This window comes from Streptococcus sp. zg-86 (genome assembly GCF_017639855.1).
Classification (GTDB): domain Bacteria; phylum Bacillota; class Bacilli; order Lactobacillales; family Streptococcaceae; genus Streptococcus; species Streptococcus zhangguiae.
Genome location: NZ_CP072115.1, coordinates 172130 through 190243, shown reverse-complemented (window position 1 = coordinate 190243; position 18114 = coordinate 172130). Strand labels below are relative to the sequence as shown.

The window sequence follows — 18114 nt, the reverse complement described above, 5'->3', positions numbered from 1 at the left end:
GTGGGACGACAAAATCGATTTCTACGAAATCACGATTTTTGTCCCACTCCCATTTTTCATCATTTAGCCAAACATCTATTCGTCAACTAAGACTCTATAAAAATCAACATCTGACTAGCTTCCACAATTGAGAATTGTGGAAGGCTGGAAATAGAAAGAGTGCAGCTCGCCCCTTGCAACTGAGAATTGTGGAAGGTGATAGATAAAGCTAGCGTAGCTTGTGTCCTAAAAAACGCAGGGGGTAACGGAGGTTATGCTGAGAGACTGGGATAACGGATGAGCTCGGTCGTTCTCACCCACAAACGAATGTATTCTGGAAGATTACGTATAAAAAGTCCCTGACCTCATTATTTTTGTGTATGTAACAGTTTAGCGCATATCAATAGTCAGGGGAGTGACGATTGATACCTGAGCTTGGAAATATTGTCTGGTTTGTAAAGCGTTGCTAAATCAACATTCTAGTAGAAGAGGCTAGCGAACAATTCTTCGCTAGCCCTATTTCCAACCTTCAACAGTCCGCTGGACTGTTGAAGCAAGATGAGTTAACGACGTCAGATGTTGATTTTTGACGAGTATAACCAAGGAACCGTTTGTTCATCATGGATATGCTTGCGCTCCAACTTACCCAAATCTTGGTCACACCTATCAATTGTCCCCAACTTCAAGGTCAGCTGACCTGGCATATCTGCCTTTGTGTGATAGAGTTGGCTATGACACTGTTTGCAATAATGGCGAATCTTCCTTGGTGAGGATTCGTAGATTACCAATGCTTCTTGGCCAGATAGCAGTTGAAAACTAGCCAAATCTACCAAGGCATTTGCCGAAAAGGCTGTAGAAGAAGCCTTCCTGCAAAATGAACAATGGCAAAAGACAATGGGAGAGATCAATTCTGTCACCTCATAGGTCACTTTCCCACACAGACACGAGCCTTTAATCATCTGATTCCTCCAATTTCATCCTATCATCTTACCAAAAATCAAGGTCCTGCATTGCCTAACCTTGACTGATTTTTTTATTCTTGCGAATGATTATTTTGTCGAAAATTTCATTACATCTCCGTCATAATCTGCCCATTCTTTACTGAAGAAGGCTGAATTGAGCTGGTAGCTAGGGGTAGGTCCAGGATTTGTAACAAAGGGATATACTACCTTGTCAAACTCTAGCCAACCAAGCCAACCTATGTGAATGGTGTCTTCCATGAAATAGGGTTTGCCGCCATCTGTTGAAAAATCAGCAATATTCGTAAAGCCTTGACTCTCCAATTGGTACTTGATTTTTGCAACAGTCTGTTGGTACATCTCCTCACGCAGACCTGTGTAGGCCATCCACTTTTCATTGACCGGTGGAATAACAAAGAGAACCTTTATCTTTGCTTGAGCAAAGAGTTGCAAGACCAATTGCAAGTCATTGTATTCTGGAGATTGAATATAGGATAAATTCCTTTGCGATCCTTTTAATTTTTTGATTTTATTTCTTAATCGATGTTTATAAAAACGATCATCAATCCCTAAGTCATTAGACTTGGTGTGTTCTTTTGCTTCTTTAATGGCAACCTTTTCCAACTCTTCATAGGAAAATTGATCTGGTAGTTGGTTAAGCTCAGGTAGCACTCGTTGCTCAAAATTTCCACTATTTTCAGAAGTTAAACTACTAAAGAAATAATCTTGACGTTTATGAAAACGTGCCATCAAGCTAATAAACTGTTCTTCTGAAGACGATAATGTTTCTTTTTGTGCTACTTTTTTGACAATATCTGCCATCGTCACATTGGGATAGAGTTGCAAGATGCGTTCAGCTGCATGCTGGGCTGCCTCATCTCCTACTTGCTGACTCAAAAAACTCGTCAACTGGTCGCTATTAAAATATTGCTGAAAAGCACTGGGTTCATAACCGTTCTTGGTGAACCACTGAGGAGATATAACATAGACAACCGTCTTACCTTCCAATTCTGGCAACATTTGTTGCATCCCAAAGTATTGGTTCAAAGAGGCCGCGCCACGTTGTCCCAACAAATAAGGACGATAAGGACGGTCATATTTTTCAGCTAAAACAGACGGATGCATGCTATCAAAGCGCAACCATTCACTCGATCCAAAGAAGGGAACAAAGCGGTGGTCAGGATCCGTCAAGGCACGAACTTTCTGTGTCCGTCCCTTGAAACTACGAGAAGTTAGGGTGACCGCCGAGCGTTTTTCAACCTCAAAATTATGATCAAGATGAGTCGGATAAAAAATCAATAAAAGGACAACCAGCAAGGCTGCGCAAAAGACCGGACCTAAAATGAGCCATAAGCGTTTAAGCATTTCGTAACTCCGTAATGCCTTCGATAATTTTGTTTGCCGTATTCCAATCATCACGACCAAATTCAGATACTGGAACACGAATATCAAAGCGAGCTTCAATCTCGACAATCAATTCAACTGTTCCCATACTATCCAAGACACCTGCATCAAACAAGTCCTCATCCATCATATCTGATACATCTTCCATAAATAATTCATCGATAATTTCAATCACTTCTGCTTTAATATCCATTGTAAACTCCTTTTATTTCTTAAACCACAGGTCATTTAAAAATCCAGAAAAGATTAAAAATGACAACATGACAACGTGAAAGGTGACCACAATCCCTAACGCTTGAAGTAAGCGATTCTCTGGGAGAGGAGCAAGCCCTGCTTTTTTCCGTTCTTTATTAAGCGTTTTTTTCTTCCGAAGCCAAGCATCATTGACCACTAGACCAAGACCGTGAAAAAGACCATAAGCGATATAATACCAGGTCACTCCATGCCAGAAGCCCATGATCAACATATTGAGTAGGTAAGCGACACTTGAGGTGGTATTTCGATTTTTAAAAACCTTATTGCGCATGAGAACCATAACCAACCGCATAAAGACAAAATCACGGAACCAAAATGATAAGCTCATATGCCAGCGATTCCAAAATTCCTTGAGATCACGAGAGAGAAATGGCTTGTCAAAGTTTCTTGGACTTTTAATCCCCATGAGATGAGAAATCGCAATGGCAAACATGGAGTAACCTGCAAAGTCAAAGAATAAGTCAAGGCCAAAGGCATACATGACACCTAAGGTCGGTAGGTTAAACCAGCCACCTTGGGATAGGGCATACTGCTTGAGTGGCGGCAAAATCATGGAACCAAAAATATGAGCTAAAATGAATTTATATAGGAAGCCAAGCATGATAGAACGCACTGCAATTTCTAGCATGTCCAGTAGCTCATCTTTATCTGGAATCGTCGTATAATCTGCTTCAAAACGCTTGAAACGGTCAATCGGCCCACTTGAGAAGGTTGGCATAAAGAGCAAAAAGCGTAAGAATTGCCAAAGCGTAAATTCTGTCAATACCCCATCTCGCAATTCAATCATCATTCCAACTGATCGGAAGGTCAGATAGGAAATTCCCAAGAAACCAAAGAGCGATTGATGCCCTGAAATCGCTGGAGTTACCTTAACCATAAAAAGTGGAAAAACAGCGAGTGCTGTATGGAGATAAAAGACCCATTTGTTATCTTTTTTCGCTCGGTACCATTTGTAACTGAAAACCCAGCTAGTTTGCCACATGACATAAAAGAAGAGGGCAACAAGTTGAGTCTTGCTCGTTCCTGTCAACATCAAGACAATAAAGGCTAGACCGACCACCCCTTCATACCAAGCAAAACGCTTCTTAAAAAAGAGACCGATAAAAACAGGTAAGACCGCAGCAATCAGATAGACAAAATACTGCGGATCTCCGTAAGGTTCCAAATGCGGAAGTTGGTTGACAAAGTCCATCATCGGTTGTTTACCTCGCTGATTAAGCCCTTGATGTCAATCTTGCCATTTGGGGTCAAAGGCAAACTCTCGCGATAGAGGAATTTCGACGGCATCATATACGACATCATGATGTCTTCCAAGTCTTCCTTAATGGCCTTCGTGATGTCAATGTCCCGTTCAAATTGCTCACGGACACCCTCTTTCAAAATCACATAGGCCAAGAGATTCTGTACCTTGTGGTCCTTATTGTAGCGTGGCACTGCTACTGCTGACTTAATATACTTGGATTTGTTGAGATTTTGAGATACATCTTCTAATTCAATCCGGTAGCCATTAAACTTGATTTGGAAATCCATTCGACCACCGTAAAGCAGAAGACCTTCTGCTGTCATCGAACCGACGTCTCCTGTATGATAGGCTGGTAATCCTTCAAATTCAAAAAAGGCTTCTGCTGTTTTTTCAGGATTATTCATGTAGCCTTTTGAAACAGCAGGTCCTGACACGATAATCTCTCCCTGCTCACCAAATGGAAGTTTATTGCCTGCTTCATCAATGATAAAGGTTGGCGAATCCGCCTTGGTATAACCGATTGGCAAGCGTTTAAGGGTTTGTAACATCTCGTCTGTCACAGCAACCGCTGATAAGGCTACTGTTGCTTCGGTCGGACCATACGCATTAATAATCCGCGCACTTGGGAAACGATCACGCAGTTTCTGAGCTGTCTTCACCGTCAATTCCTCACCGTCAAAGTAGAAATGAGTAATGTGAGGCATTTTCTCTGCGTTGAAGTCCTCAGACAGCATCGCCAAATCAGCAAAAGAAGGTGTTGAGGTCCAAATCGCAATCGGCAACTCCAAAATCGTTGCAAATAATTTCTTGAAATCCTGTGCTAAGCTACTTGGCAATGCAAAAAGAGTGCCACCAAGAGCCAGAGTTGGTGCCCAGTACATGACCGACAAGTCAAAAGAATAAGGTGGCTGGGCTAGCATTTGCGGTCTTTCTGGTGTCGCAAACTCCTTATCGGTAATCATCCAGTTGGTAAAACTAAGTAGATTGTCATGGGAAATTTGCACCCCCTTTGGCTTACCAGTAGTGCCAGATGTGAAAATGATATAGTAGTTGTCCTCACCCTTTACCGAATGGGTCAGCTCATAAGGTCTTTTCTCTTCAAAAATCGCTGTGACTTCTGACAGGCTGAGCTGAGGAATCGCTACTTCTAATGGAAAATCTGCAATCCCAATAATCAAGCTAGGCTCTGCGACTTCCACAATCGCAGACACGCGCTCCAAGGCCGAATGACTATCAATCGGGATATAGGCATGACCCGACTTGGTCAAGGCGACAAAGGTCGCTAGCATCTCATACTCTTGTCCACCAAAGACCACGACAGGAGATTTTGCAGGCAAGCCAAGACTATCAATCTTTGCTGCAAGGCTATCTGAATCTTGCTTTAAATCACGATAGCTATGCACCTCACCCAAGATATTATAAACGGGAAAATCAGGCTGAGTTGCCGCATATTGTTCAATTGTTTCAATCATGTCTTTTATCATCAACTATGTCTCCATACACCACTAAAATTCATTGTAAATAAAGCCACCTTGACCTTGTCCAAGGTAGGAAAAAAAGTACAATAGGGCCAGAAAAATCACAAAATATAGTAAGGTCTGACCTACAAACTTACAAATGGTTTGATACTTATTCATCTCATCTCGCTCATTTATTCAGAAATAATTACTCTATTTTACCATGTTCTATAGGAAATATTCAATATAAAACTTTTTAAAATAGCTCTTCTACAGGTCAATCTTAAAATGGCTTGCATTTCCTTTTAAAAAGGAGTATACTAACCAGACATCAAAGGAGGCATGCTTATGAAAAAATTGCTAAAAAATGCCCATATTCGCGTTGTCAGTCCCTCTTCTTCCATCGAGCGAATCGGTGGATTTGAAGCCAATCGTGCAGCTAAAGAGCACTTAGAAGGGTTTGGATTTCAGGTATCCTTTTCAAGCCATTACGATGAGCATGATATGCTGGGCTCAGCAAGCATCGAAAGTCGAGTAGCAGACTTGCACGAAGCCTTTTTAGACGATAGCGTAGATATGATTTTAACCACAATTGGTGGCTTTAACTGCAATGAACTCCTACCTTATCTGGATTATGAGCTGATTAAGGCTCATCCTAAGCCTTTCTGCGGTTATTCTGATACAACTGCCCTACTCAATGCTATTTATGCAAAGACTGGGTTGAAAACTTATATGGGACCAGCCTATTCTAGCTTTAAGATGAAAGCTCTCCAAGACTACCAGACAGAAAGTTGGCTAAAAGCTCTAACCCAAACTTCCTATGACCTAACTCCCAGTAAAGAATGGGGTAGCAATGCTTGGTATCTGCCGGATGCGGAAATGACCTTTCATCAAACCGAGTGGAAAGTTTACAATCATGGACAGACTGAGGCTACTGCTATCGGTGGGAATTTGTCCACCTTCTCGCTCCTTCGTGGCACGCCCTATGCACCACAAGACAAGGACTATATCCTCCTCTTAGAAGAAGCTGAAGAAGATAATTATTTCAACTTTGACCGTGCTCTCGCGGCACTTCTCCAAACCTACCCAGAACCCAAAGCTGTTCTCATCGGGCGTTTCCCAAAAGAATGCGAAATGACCGAAGAACTTCTCCTTTACATCCTGGACAAATACCCTGTCTTACAGACTATACCGGTCATCTATGACATGGACTTTGCCCACACTCAACCCCTCTTTACGGTCACCATTGGAGCAACCGTCAGCATTGATACCAAGACCATGACTGTACATGTGGAGGAAACAAACAACGACTGATAACGACCTTCTCACAGAAATAGTTGAACCCATCGTATCAAGGAAGAAGAATGAGCGATTTTACGCCGACGAGTATGGCTCCATTTTGGCAGGATACTTGGAGGATAGTGAAAATACATAAAAACGCATAAAACTGGGATTATTGATCCTCTGATTTTATGCGTTTTTACTATTCGAATCGTTTTTGCCTAAACTCTATTTATACTCGTTTACTATCTGAATGCTTTCTTATCGGTGAGAAACCTCTTGATTTGGTCGGAAAATCAGAAAGCCAAGGGTCATACAGCCAATGAGAAATAGACTCAACATCATTACTTGCTGACCAATCTGATTTCCAATAGAAATAGTCTCACGTAGACCTGATACTGTATAGGTCATCGGCAAATAGGGTTGGATTCTTTGGAAAAAGCGTGGACTTAATTCAATCGGATAGGTTCCTGCACTTGAACCAAGCTGTAGGAGTAATAAGAGCAAGGAAGCAAAGGAACCCAAGTGATTGTTCCAGCCAATCAAGGCTGTCACTAAGGCCATAAAGGTCCATGCCGATAACAGTATCAAACCAAGGGTTGCAAGAGAATGACTCGGCTCAATACCGATAAAACGAAGCGTTGCATACAAGATAAGACTAGCTAAGGTGGCAATTGTTCCATTGATGACCAGTTTATTCAACGCCCATTCTGAGCGTGAAGTATAGGCTTTTCCGTCAATGCGTTTGGCAAAGATGACATTGGTTGAAAGAGCAGCAACCATTAAGGCAACGGATACCATGTAGGGAGCCATGCCCACTCCATTTGTTGGCACATGATCAGTATCTGTATGGGACAGAGAAACTGGTTTTGATACGGCATTTGCATTGACCTCCTCAACAGAAATAAGAGATAATTGCTGACTAGCCTTACCCAAAGACTCCGCTAAACTGTCCGTTCCTGTCTGAAGTTTTTCTGCACCCGCGACCAGTTCTTGACTGCCATTGTGCAACTGACTAGCTCCTGCCTGCAATTGGCCAGAACCGCTGGCTAGTCGATCTGCACCACCTAGAAGATTCCTAGTTTGGTTGTTCAATTTATCAAGACCTGATACCAATTGTTGACTTCCTGCCATAATCTTTGCATTCTTTTCAGCCAATTGATTAGCACCACTACTTAATTGCGCAACTGCGCCCGTGTAACGAGTCACGCCTTGGGATAATCGTTCCCCACCAATAGCCAATTCAGACTGTAATTGACCCACTCCAGCTGCTAAGATCTGACTTCCTGATGTTAATTGTGACAATGCAACATTTGCTTGACGAACACCTCCTGTCAAGTTTGTAATAGCCCCTGTCGCTCCTGGCAAAACTTGATTTGCCCCATCTGTTACTTGCTGAATGCCTGTTTTCAAACTAGCTACTTGATTTGTCATCTCACCAGCATTTCCGAGGGCTGAAAAGGTTTCCTGCATACTAGAAAGTTCTTGTAAAATCGCCTGCGCCTGTAAAACTGCTTCTGACGGACTAGCCTCCATAGTAGCTACTAACTCTGCTTGTTGACTTTCATTCATAGCTTGGTAGGCGGATGTCGCCTGAAGGGCTACTAGACGTGCTTTTTGATCTGCCTGATGAGCAGCAATGATACTCTGGGCTTGGGCTCCAATCTGTTGCAAACTTGCTGTAATAGTAGCTGTATCAAGACTTGGCACCGTTAAGCCAGATACCCGCGTGTTTAACTCATTCATACCTGTCTGCAAATGAGTCAGTCCTTGCAGTAGACTAGCCAATTGTTGATCCTGCTCTGTTGATGAGCTTGTCGCTGCGCTCACTTGGGCTAAACCATTATGAATCTGCTGGGCACCATTGACCAATTCTTGAACCTTATTCTGACCTGCTTGTAGTTGTGCAACACCTGTTTGTAATGCAGTCGACTGGCTATCAAGTTGCTGAGCACCTCTTGCTAGACTTTCTACACCATTCGTATACGGTACTAAACCCTCCGCAAGGCCTGTACTGCCTGTAGCTACCTGAGCTACTCCATCTGTATAGCGAACAAGACCTGACTCCAGTTGGCTCGCACCTTCTGAAAGCGATTGAGTTGATACCTCAAGAGTTCCCAGACCAGTTGCTAGAGTTTGCCCACCTCCTACTAATGCTTGGCTACCTTGATTGATTTGTTGCGCACCCGTGGCTGCTTGACCTAACCCGTCTTGTAATTCTGACAGACTAGAAAAGACAGCACCCGTATAGGTTTTGGTAATCTTTTCAGATACTGATTCTTGGAGTTTTGTCATAGCTGATTCACCCATTTTACTAGCGACAAAACTATGCCCTTTTGAGGTCTGATATCCTATTTTTAATGACTCAGGTTCTCTCGTTAGCAAGGTGGCTGCTTTTTGGGATAAATCAGCTGGTAAGGTCACAACCATGTAATACTCACCGTCTGCCAAACCTTTTTTAGCCTCATCACTCGATACAAAATGAAAATCAAGACTGTTCCCCTCCTTCATTGAATCCACCATTTCTTGGCCAATGTTCAGGGTTTTCCCTTGAAATTCAGAAGGGTGATCTTCATTGACTACTGCAACTGGTAACTCGCTGACCTTGCCATAGGGATCCCACATAGAGGTTAAAAAACTCAGATTATAAAGGGCAGGAATACAAGCGACTCCAATCATCACAATCCAAAGACGTGGTTTTTTTAAGACAGTTTTGATTTCTTCTAGCATAAAACTTCTCCTTTAGACACTGTGTCCAAAATATGATATAATATATTATACAAAGCTAAGATTCAAAATCAAGTTTCACAAACCATTTTTAGACACAATGTCTAAAAATGTACAAAAGGAGTGACGGAATGACGGATAGAAGACGTGAGGAAACCAAAAAATCAATTTTTCAAGCTATGATTCTTTGTTTACAGCACCAATCCTTTAACGATATTACAACGACACATTTAGCACAAACTGCTGGGATTAGCCGCTCTAGTTTTTATACCCATTACCGAGATAAATATCAAGTAATCGAAGACTATCAAGAAGCCCTGTTTGTCGAGATAGAAGAAATTATGACCCAGTATGATCGCGACCGCAAAGAAGTTTTCCTTGAAATCTTCGTCCTCCTCTCTCGTGAACAACTCCTATCTGCCCTCCTCACACACAATGGTAGCCAAGAAATCCAATCCTTTCTCATCAACAAGGTTCGCCTCTTCATCAACAATGACGTAGCAGATAACAATCGTCTCGAACTCCTGTCTGAAGTAGAAAAAGACTACCATAGTATCTATTTCGCCCATGCATTCTTTGGCATTGTTCAGGCCTGGATTAACAAGGGAAAACTAGAATCACCAACTGAAATGACTGCCCTCATCATGAAATTATTGCCCTAAATATTGACTGGCTGGTATATTGTAAGCTTTTTTATACCCGCCAAAAATCAGCTTCTTCCGTCGTTGGCTCATCTTGCTGAACAATTAGGAGTGGAACTCAATCGTGATATCGTAGAAGCAATGTCAATCCCTAATCGTAGCAATGACAAAAGCACATCATCCACCTTTATAACAAACCGATAATTCCTTGTCTACCTAAGCCGGATGTGGTATAATCGATTACGCAAACGTTTTCTCAGTTGATTTTATGCTAGTCAAGGAGTTATCATGATCGAAGCACATCATTTATCAAAAACTTACACGATTGTTGATAAGGAAGCGGGCCTACTAGGCTCAATAAAATCCTTCTTTCAGCCTAAAAAACGCTATATTCCAGCAGTTCAGGATATTTCCCTATCCGTTCAAAAAGGAGAAATCATTGGCTATATCGGCTCAAATGGGAGCGGAAAATCGACAACCATCAAAATGCTAACTGGAGTGCTGTATCCCGATCAAGGGCAGGTCTTGATTAACGGTCTGGAACCAGTCAAGGAACGAACGGCTGTCAATCGGCAAATCGGTGTCTTATTTGGCCAAAAATCCCACCTCAAATGGGATATTCCTGTCATCGAATCCTTCTTTCTTCATGCCAAGATTTACGATGTTCCAAACCAACTTTACCAAGAACGCCTCACACGTCTGACAAAACTTTTGGAATTAGAGAGTATTCTCCATCAGCCCATTCGCAATCTTTCACTCGGTCAGCGGGTCAAGTGTGAATTTGCGGCTATTTTCCTCCACCAACCTGCTGTCGTCTTTTTAGATGAGCCAACTATTGGACTGGATGCCAGTGTCAAGGAGTTGATTCGCAACTTCATCCGCACCATGAATGAGGAATACCAAACGACTTTTCTGATTACCTCTCATGATATGCAAGACATCGAAACCCTCTGCAAGCGCATTGTCATCATTGATAAGGGGCAGAAAGTCTATGACGGCAGCCTCATCCATTTAAAAGAGAATTTTTCCAAGGTCAAAACCATTGCCTTTACAAGCCATACAGCGATTGAAACACCGCTAGAAGCTCCTTATCTTGAATGGGAACAAGTGGATTCACATCATTTTGAGATTCATTACCAGACAGAACACCATAGCAATGCCCACATTATTCAGTTGGCTTTCACCCATTATCCTATTGATGATGTCACCATGAAGGAAGTCACGATTGAACAGATTGTCAAGCGCATTTACGAGGGGGGCTTACATGACTAAGTACCTTCATGTCACAAAACAGATGTTGTTGCTTCAATTGCAGTACAAGTCCTTTTTCCTAGCAACCCTGATTTCCATGTTGCTAAAAATACTGGTATCTCTATTTGTGTGGAAGACGATTTTCGCTAGTCAATCGGAGGTCAATGGTTACAGCCTTGCAACCTTTACGACCTATATTATCTTTGCCAATCTCTTGAACAATCTCAATAATTTTGGAATCGGACGCGATCTGGCTAGATCTATCGTCAGAGGGGATATTACAGGCGAACTGCTCTATCCCTACTCCCCCATTACCGCCCTTTTCTTTCAAGATTTCGGTCTGAAAATCATCGAAGCTGGAAAATTCATATTGGTGTTACTGGTCGTTCCGATGGTCAATCCTAACTTTTATTTGCCGGACATAAAAACCTTAGGTATCTTTGTTCTGACTAGCCTGATTGGAATGTTCATGGTGCAATTGATGGATTTGGGCTTTGGACTGCTCTCCTTTTACACCGTCAACACATGGGGACTCTTTATCTTGCGAGAAGGTATTTTCAACCTATCAGCAGGCGTGCTCTTACCCTTAAGTTTTTATCCAGCGCCAATTGCCAAACTACTCAGCTTTTTACCTTATAGTTTTGCAGTTAATTTTCCGATTACTGTCCTATTGGGAAAAGAAGTGCATCCTGGCCTTTTCTGGCTACAATTGATTTGGGCCCCTCTTCTAGCTGGACTGATGTATGTCCTTTGGCAAGGGGCTAAAAAACGCTTGGTCATTTTTGGAGGGTAGGATGAAACGATACGTAAAACTTTACTATTACAATGTCAAGGCCTTTTTGATTGCTGCCATGTCCTATCGTATGGACTTCTTCATCGGACTACTGTCATCTCTCGTCGAACAAATTGTCTATCTTATCTTCTTAAATGTCCTTTTTGGTAATATCAAGGAAATTGGAGGCTTTTCTTATGGCCAAATGCTCTTTATCTACGGCATTTCAACCATTGGACGGTCTGTTCATTTGATTTTCTTTGATAATTTATGGATGTTTGGCAGTCGCTATATTCGTGAAGGAGAATTTGAGCGATTGATGATTTTACCTGTCAACCCCCTCTTTCAACTGATTTCAGAACGAGTGCAATTGCAAGGAATCGGAACAACTCTGGTCGGGATCATTGCAACCAGCAAGGCCTATCACCTCTTACAACTCCATTGGGGAGTGACAGATTATCTCTTGTTTACCCTAAGTTGTATCTGTATCGGCCTGCTCTACGCAGCCATTCAGCTAGGACCAACTGCTCTTGCCTTCTGGACAGTCGAATCCTTCCCCATTACCATGGGAATTTTCTCACTCAATCAAATGGCGCAATATCCGATTCGCATTTACCCAACCGCCATCCAAATTCTCCTTACCCTCGTCTTCCCTTACGCCTTTACCTCCTACTTCCCTGCCCTTCATTTCCTAAACATCAGTTCCATCGGAATCCTCCTCCCCCTCGTCGTCCTCACCATCTTCAGCATAAACTACACCCTATTTCGATACGGCATGAAAAAATTCAGCAGTGTAGGGAATTAAAACAATCCAGTGGATTGTTTTAACCCAAGCCGAAAAATAAGAAAGCGAGGTTAATCCAGTGGATTGTTTTAACCCGAGCCGAAAAATAAGAAAGCGAGGTTAATCCAGTGGATTGTTTTAACCCAAGCCGAAAAATAAGAAAGCGAGGTTAATCCAGTGGATTGTTTTAACCCAAGCCGAAAAATGAAAAAGCGAGGTTAATCCAGTGGATTGTTTCAGAACGTAGACAAACCTCACAATTCAGAAAAAACATTACAATGATATTTCATTTTCTGTAGTTTTAAGGTTAGAAAATTTGCGAGCGTAGCGAGCACAATACCGCCACCTCCGCCGTGCTAAAAGTGGGAGTGAGACAAAAGTCGTGATTTCGTTGAAATCGATTATCCTCGCTCCTTTGTTTCTGGGCTCGACCTAAAATAATCCACTGGATTATTTTACTCCGAAGGAAGTCGCTGATGTCCGAAAGCACATGAGGATGGTGGCAATAAAAAGACTTTTTCTACCCGAACCAAAAACAAACAAGCAACGACGTAGGGAGGGGTTGCTTACACAAATCTAGAAACCACATAATAATACAATCAGACACAAGACCCTGACTAGGAGTAACTTCTTAGTCAGGGCTTTCTTTTGAAACGAGGACAAGCTGTTTTCGATACGAACAGCCTTACTTAATCGTTAGGAATAATTTTTTTCATCAGAAGAAACCAGACTTGAAAGTTAGACAAGCGATTTTCAACAAGAGAAAGCCTCCCTAAGCAGTAAGACCCGAACGTTTCATTAAAAAACGACCTTCCTAAAAGCAATTCCCGAACAATTTGTTGAAAGACGGATTCCCTACGAAATGAGGCTCAACTTTTTCACTAAAAAACGACGGACTTAGAAGTAAGTCAACATTTTTTCAGTGAAGAACAGGCTCACTTAGAAGCTAGATAAACTTTTCTTAGCAAAGAAAGACTGACTAGATAACTAGACTAAACAAAATCCTTGTTTTTACGAATCCGATTGAATCAACAGAGAGGAAAGACCCTTAGGTAATTGATAAGAGCCTCGAATTGCCAGTTTCTCATTAGCTGTTGTACTCCCAATCAAAAAATAAAAGAGAAAGAGAAAAAGGAATTAGGGTAACAAGTGACGCAAGTGAACTTCCTCAAAAATTGATTTTGTCAGCTTAGCAATTTCAAACTCATTTGGTCCATAACTCTCTTATTCTAAATTCAGTCGTTTTGGGATGCAGTCTGTACCAGTTCAAATTTAATAAATACATAACTATAAATACTGCCTAAAAAAATGAACAATGTTACGTAAAAAATATACATCTGTATCATTTGATAGAAATACAGAGAATCTCAAAGCAACGCTGCACACTTCTATGCACAATGTATATTTTTGCTACTTTATTCAGTAAGTATAGCATCAACTTCTGTACAAAAACATACCTATGACGATTCCACTTCCTTTGTAACATTGAACAATTTTATTTTTTATTATACAATGTCCCTCGGCATCTGCTGACTCATTTTTTATGGATAAAACAAATAGATATTAACGAAAATTTGGAGGATATTGTGAAAAAAGATAGTCGAAAAAAACAATTAGTTGCTATGGCACTATTAACGACCGGTATACTCATGATGTATACAAAACAAATAGAAGCCCAAGAAGAAGCTCCACTGAACACCTCAACAGAAATACCATTAAATACTGAAACAGAAAAAGACCACCCTCTATCACCTATCAACAAATCTGAAGCTCTGTCAGAAAGATATTCTTCAGAATCCAAAACACCTTCTCATCCCCCAAAAACTACTCTTGATCCCGAGCTAGACAGCACTAATATTACAAAAATTTGGGAAGAGAGCCAGCAAGGAGCTGGTACAATAACAGCAGTTCTTGACAGCGAATTAAATAGTCATCATGAGGTTTTTTCAAATACCACTCTTGAAAAACCTAAAGTAAAAACAGAAGATGACTTAAACAGATTGAAAAATGCCGCAAACATTGATTACGGTAAATGGATTTCATCTAAAATTATTTTTGCCCATAACTACCTTAAAAACAACGATGATATAGCAGGAACAGACACACATGGAAGCCATGTATCTGGTATTGCAGTTGGGGAAAGCAAACAACCTATGGAAAATGGGTTGAAAATGACAGGTGTTGCTCCTCAATCTCAACTGATTTTTATGAAAGTAATTGGAGGGGCTGATGAATTAAGAGCCAAAGCTATTATTGATGCCATCCATTTAGGAGCTGATAGTATCAATATGAGCTATGGAAAGGGAGGAGATTCTGAAAATAATCTACATTCCGAGATGGTAAAAGCCATTCAATTGGCAAAAGATAAAGGAGTTTTCTTAGTTGCTAGTGCAGGAAACGATCGGGCCTTTGGAGATGTTTTTAAAAAACCTTTAGCAGAAAATCCAGACTTTGGTGTTGTCGCTTCCCCAGGTTTATCAAAAGATGTCATCAGCGTAGCCGCCTATCAAAATCCTACTATCTATAGCGAATATTTGACAACATCCACACAGCAAAAAATAGCTCTTTCAACCAGCCAAGGTTTAATAAACGGATTTGATAAAACCAGACAATATCAGTTCGTTGATGCTAAATTCGGAAGAGAAGAAGACTTTAAAACGATTGAGCCCACAGATAAAATTGCTTTAATTCAACGTGGAGAAATTGGATTCGCTGATAAGATTAAGAACGCCATTGAAAATAAAGCTGCAGGAGTGCTCATCTATAATAATGTAATGGAAGAAAATATAACCTTACCTTTACCTGAAAAATTAGGCAAAATACCTTCCGGCTTTATTAGTCAAAAAGACGCTCAAGCCTTATTACAAAATAAGTCTCAAACATTATCATTTCATAAAAACTACCAAGTCTTTCAAAATCCTGGTGGAAACCAAATAGCTAACTTCTCCAGCTGGGGACTTACTGCTGATGGTCATTTAAAGCCCGACATTACTGCCCCAGGAGGCTTCACTTCCTCAGCTTCTTTCAAAGGTAACGACTATGAATTGATTAATGGTACGAGCGCTGCAGCCCCCCATGTTGCCGGTTTAGTAAATCTTTTGAAACCTATCTACCAAAAACGCTTTCCAGATAAAACACCTCAAGAACTAGCAACATTCATAAAGCAGATGATGATGAGTTCAGCGACTGCTATTTTTAATGAACAAGAAAAGGCCTATATCTCACCACGTCAACAAGGAGCCGGTTTAGTAGACGCTCGAAAGGCAGCTCTTGCCACAGCCTATGTAACGGACCAAAATAATAATAGCAAGATACATCTTGGCGACATACGAAGCACCTTTAATCTAGTAGCAAAAATTCATAATCTCAGTTTAGTTCCTACTAAGTTTTATTATACAGCGCACATAGCTACTGACAAGGTTGACGGCCAATACTTTGCACTTGCACCAAAGCATTTATTAACAACAGAAATGAAAGAAATCCTTGTTCCGGCTAATACGACTCTAGACATTAATATACCAATCGATGTCAAGCAGTTTCATTACGATCTCACAAAACTGATGCCTAACGGCTATTTTTTGGAAGGCTTTATTCGTTTTATGACATCCCCAAATGGTTCTGAAGTAATGAGCATTCCTTTCATTGGTTTTCGTGGCACTAGTAAGTTTGCTGATTTAAGAGCAATGGAACAATCTATCTATGACAAACCAAATAAAACATTTTATTACGAACGTCCTAAATATTTACAAGATGGAGAATTTGAAGTAGATGAATTCAAAGAATTTAAGGCACAAAATTTTACAGCTCTCCTTAGCCAATATGGATCCTGGAGATATGTCCAAGAATCTCAGCGCCCAGACTTTATTGAAGAAGAATCTTTAGAATTTCGTTCTACAACTGTTTTAGGAACTTATGATAAACTTGGTACCCAAAACATCAAAAAACTACTTATAAAAGACGGCAAACCCTATTTAGCACTTTCACCAAATGGAGATGGTGTCATGGATACTGTTGAATTTAGAGGAACACTCTTACGAAATGTAAAGGACTTAAAGGCCAAGGTCTATCGTCAATCTGATCTCACAACCGCTATTTGGGAAAGTCCAGAAGCCTCAAAAGCTGATAAACATTACAGCGAGTTAATCGATAAAACAGGAACTGCGACTACTTTTGAGAAGACTAGATGGGATGGAAAAGATCGGAACGGTAAATATGTTGGCGATGGAAACTATGTTTATCGTGTTGTATTTACCCCAGTTTCTGAGGGAGCAAAAGAACAGCACATGGATTTCGACTTGGTACTCAACACTATCCCACCCGTATTGCCCACTTCAGCAAGCTATGATGCTATTTCTCGAACAGTCCGAATAAGACCCATTCAGCAATCGAACAATCACTCTCCTATTTTTCGTGCACGCTTATCCTATACTGATATAGAAGATGGTATCCCAGTTATTCGCTACATAGAACCTAAACAAGACGGCACTTTTACCATTCCCAACACATTCACCAATGAAGCAGAAGAAATGGTTGAATTGACACTTGAACATCTAACCTATGTTGTTGAAGATTTTGCAGGTAATTATTCACATATTAAACTAACAGATATTCTCAATAAAGAAAATAATCTACCTAGCACCTCCAAAAAAGATACTTCTAAAAAGGATAAGCTCGAAAATGATGTTTCTAAAAAAGAAAAAGTCTCATGTACCTTAGCACCAACCATAACAAAAAATTCAACGGAGAATGCTATAACTTCTAAAACAAGTTTAGTCATATCTAGCTTTAACAAAAATCAAGAAACGAAGTATTCAGAAAAAGTCGTGTACGATGCACATCTTCAACTTCCTAAAACAGGCGATTCAGCCAAACATCTAACACTATTGAAGATAATCGGTTTAGCCTTCTGCTTTATTTTACATTTAGTGTTTTATCGTAAAAAAGAGAAATAGTCTTGCTCCCAAAAAGTTAGACAAGAAACAATTGAAAGGATTTAGTTCTATATTGTGCAGGGCTAGATTCTTTTTCTATTTACAAAAATTAGTCTACAGTATCAAAAACGCCCTCTCTAAAAGCAATTCCCGAATAATTTGTTGAAAGACGGATTCCCTACGAGATGAGACTCAACTTTTTCACTAAAAAACGACGGACTTAGAAGTATGTCAACATTTTTTCAGTGAAGAACAGGCTCACTTAGAAGCTAGATAAACTTTTCTTAGCAAAGAAAGACTGACTAGATAACTAGACTAAACAAAATCCTTGTTTTTGCGAATCCGATTGAATCATCAGAGAGGGATGCGGTAGGGAATTGATAGGATAATCAATTTGTTGGTATCTCATCAGCTGTTGATAGCTAAACCT

The 18114-nt window shown here is 40.7% G+C and carries 13 protein-coding genes; 6 read left to right on the top strand and 7 right to left on the bottom strand.

What is annotated here, in order from left to right; genetic code table 11:
* Positions 1 to 551 precede the first annotated feature (551 nt).
* The 6 genes from J5M87_RS01085 to J5M87_RS01060 form a co-directional block, all read right to left on the bottom strand.
* Positions 552 to 938: a GFA family protein gene (locus J5M87_RS01085; RefSeq protein ID WP_154607782.1), complete on the bottom strand. Its 387-nt coding sequence runs from the start codon at positions 936 to 938 to the stop codon at positions 552 to 554.
* 90 nt (positions 939 to 1028) lie between these two features.
* Positions 1029 to 2303 carry a D-alanyl-lipoteichoic acid biosynthesis protein DltD gene (gene dltD / locus J5M87_RS01080; protein WP_154607783.1) on the bottom strand — a complete coding sequence of 425 codons (1275 nt, stop codon included), beginning with the start codon at positions 2301 to 2303 and terminating at the stop codon, positions 1029 to 1031.
* The gene (gene dltC / locus J5M87_RS01075; RefSeq protein ID WP_154607784.1) at positions 2296 to 2535 is read right to left on the bottom strand and encodes a D-alanine--poly(phosphoribitol) ligase subunit DltC; all 240 of its coding nucleotides are present in this window, start codon (positions 2533 to 2535) and stop codon (positions 2296 to 2298) included. Before dltC ends, dltD begins: the two co-directional genes overlap by 8 nt.
* Before the next feature lie 12 nt (positions 2536 to 2547).
* The gene (gene dltB / locus J5M87_RS01070; RefSeq protein ID WP_154607785.1) at positions 2548 to 3792 is read right to left on the bottom strand and encodes a D-alanyl-lipoteichoic acid biosynthesis protein DltB; all 1245 of its coding nucleotides are present in this window, start codon (positions 3790 to 3792) and stop codon (positions 2548 to 2550) included.
* Positions 3789 to 5324: a D-alanine--poly(phosphoribitol) ligase subunit DltA gene (dltA, locus tag J5M87_RS01065; RefSeq protein WP_154607786.1), complete on the bottom strand. Its 1536-nt coding sequence runs from the start codon at positions 5322 to 5324 to the stop codon at positions 3789 to 3791. Before dltA ends, dltB begins: the two co-directional genes overlap by 4 nt.
* A 21-nt stretch (positions 5325 to 5345) precedes the next feature.
* Entirely contained in the window at positions 5346 to 5477 is a 132-nt protein-coding gene (locus J5M87_RS01060; protein WP_154607787.1) for a teichoic acid D-Ala incorporation-associated protein DltX, read from the bottom strand.
* 168 nt (positions 5478 to 5645) lie between these two features.
* Between J5M87_RS01060 and J5M87_RS01055 the strand changes: the two genes are divergently transcribed.
* On the top strand, positions 5646 to 6611 hold the full coding sequence (locus J5M87_RS01055) for a S66 family peptidase (protein ID WP_154607788.1): 966 nt from the start codon (positions 5646 to 5648) through the stop codon (positions 6609 to 6611).
* Between the two features lie 228 nt (positions 6612 to 6839).
* Here J5M87_RS01055 and J5M87_RS01050 read toward each other — a convergent pair whose 3' ends face one another.
* Complete coding sequence (locus tag J5M87_RS01050; RefSeq protein ID WP_154607789.1) at positions 6840 to 9308, bottom strand: YhgE/Pip domain-containing protein; 2469 nt, start codon at positions 9306 to 9308, stop codon at positions 6840 to 6842.
* Positions 9309 to 9436: 128 nt separating this feature from the next.
* On the opposite strand from J5M87_RS01050, the gene J5M87_RS01045 reads away from it, so the two are divergent.
* The 5 genes from J5M87_RS01045 (at position 9437) to J5M87_RS01025 (ending at position 17705) form a co-directional block, all read left to right on the top strand.
* The gene (locus J5M87_RS01045; protein ID WP_154607790.1) at positions 9437 to 9967 is read left to right on the top strand and encodes a TetR/AcrR family transcriptional regulator; all 531 of its coding nucleotides are present in this window, start codon (positions 9437 to 9439) and stop codon (positions 9965 to 9967) included.
* A gap of 267 nt (positions 9968 to 10234) precedes the next feature.
* The gene (locus J5M87_RS01040; protein WP_154607791.1) at positions 10235 to 11218 is read left to right on the top strand and encodes an ABC transporter ATP-binding protein; all 984 of its coding nucleotides are present in this window, start codon (positions 10235 to 10237) and stop codon (positions 11216 to 11218) included.
* Complete coding sequence (locus tag J5M87_RS01035; RefSeq protein WP_154607792.1) at positions 11211 to 11990, top strand: ABC transporter permease; 780 nt, start codon at positions 11211 to 11213, stop codon at positions 11988 to 11990. The genes J5M87_RS01040 and J5M87_RS01035 overlap by 8 nt, the downstream gene beginning before the upstream one ends.
* A 1-nt stretch (position 11991) precedes the next feature.
* Positions 11992 to 12774 (top strand): ABC transporter permease, encoded by a 783-nt coding sequence (locus J5M87_RS01030; RefSeq protein WP_154607793.1) that lies wholly within the window; start codon positions 11992 to 11994, stop codon positions 12772 to 12774.
* 1565 nt (positions 12775 to 14339) lie between these two features.
* The gene (locus tag J5M87_RS01025) at positions 14340 to 17705 is read left to right on the top strand and encodes a S8 family serine peptidase (protein WP_154607794.1); all 3366 of its coding nucleotides are present in this window, start codon (positions 14340 to 14342) and stop codon (positions 17703 to 17705) included.
* Positions 17706 to 18114 lie beyond the last annotated feature (409 nt).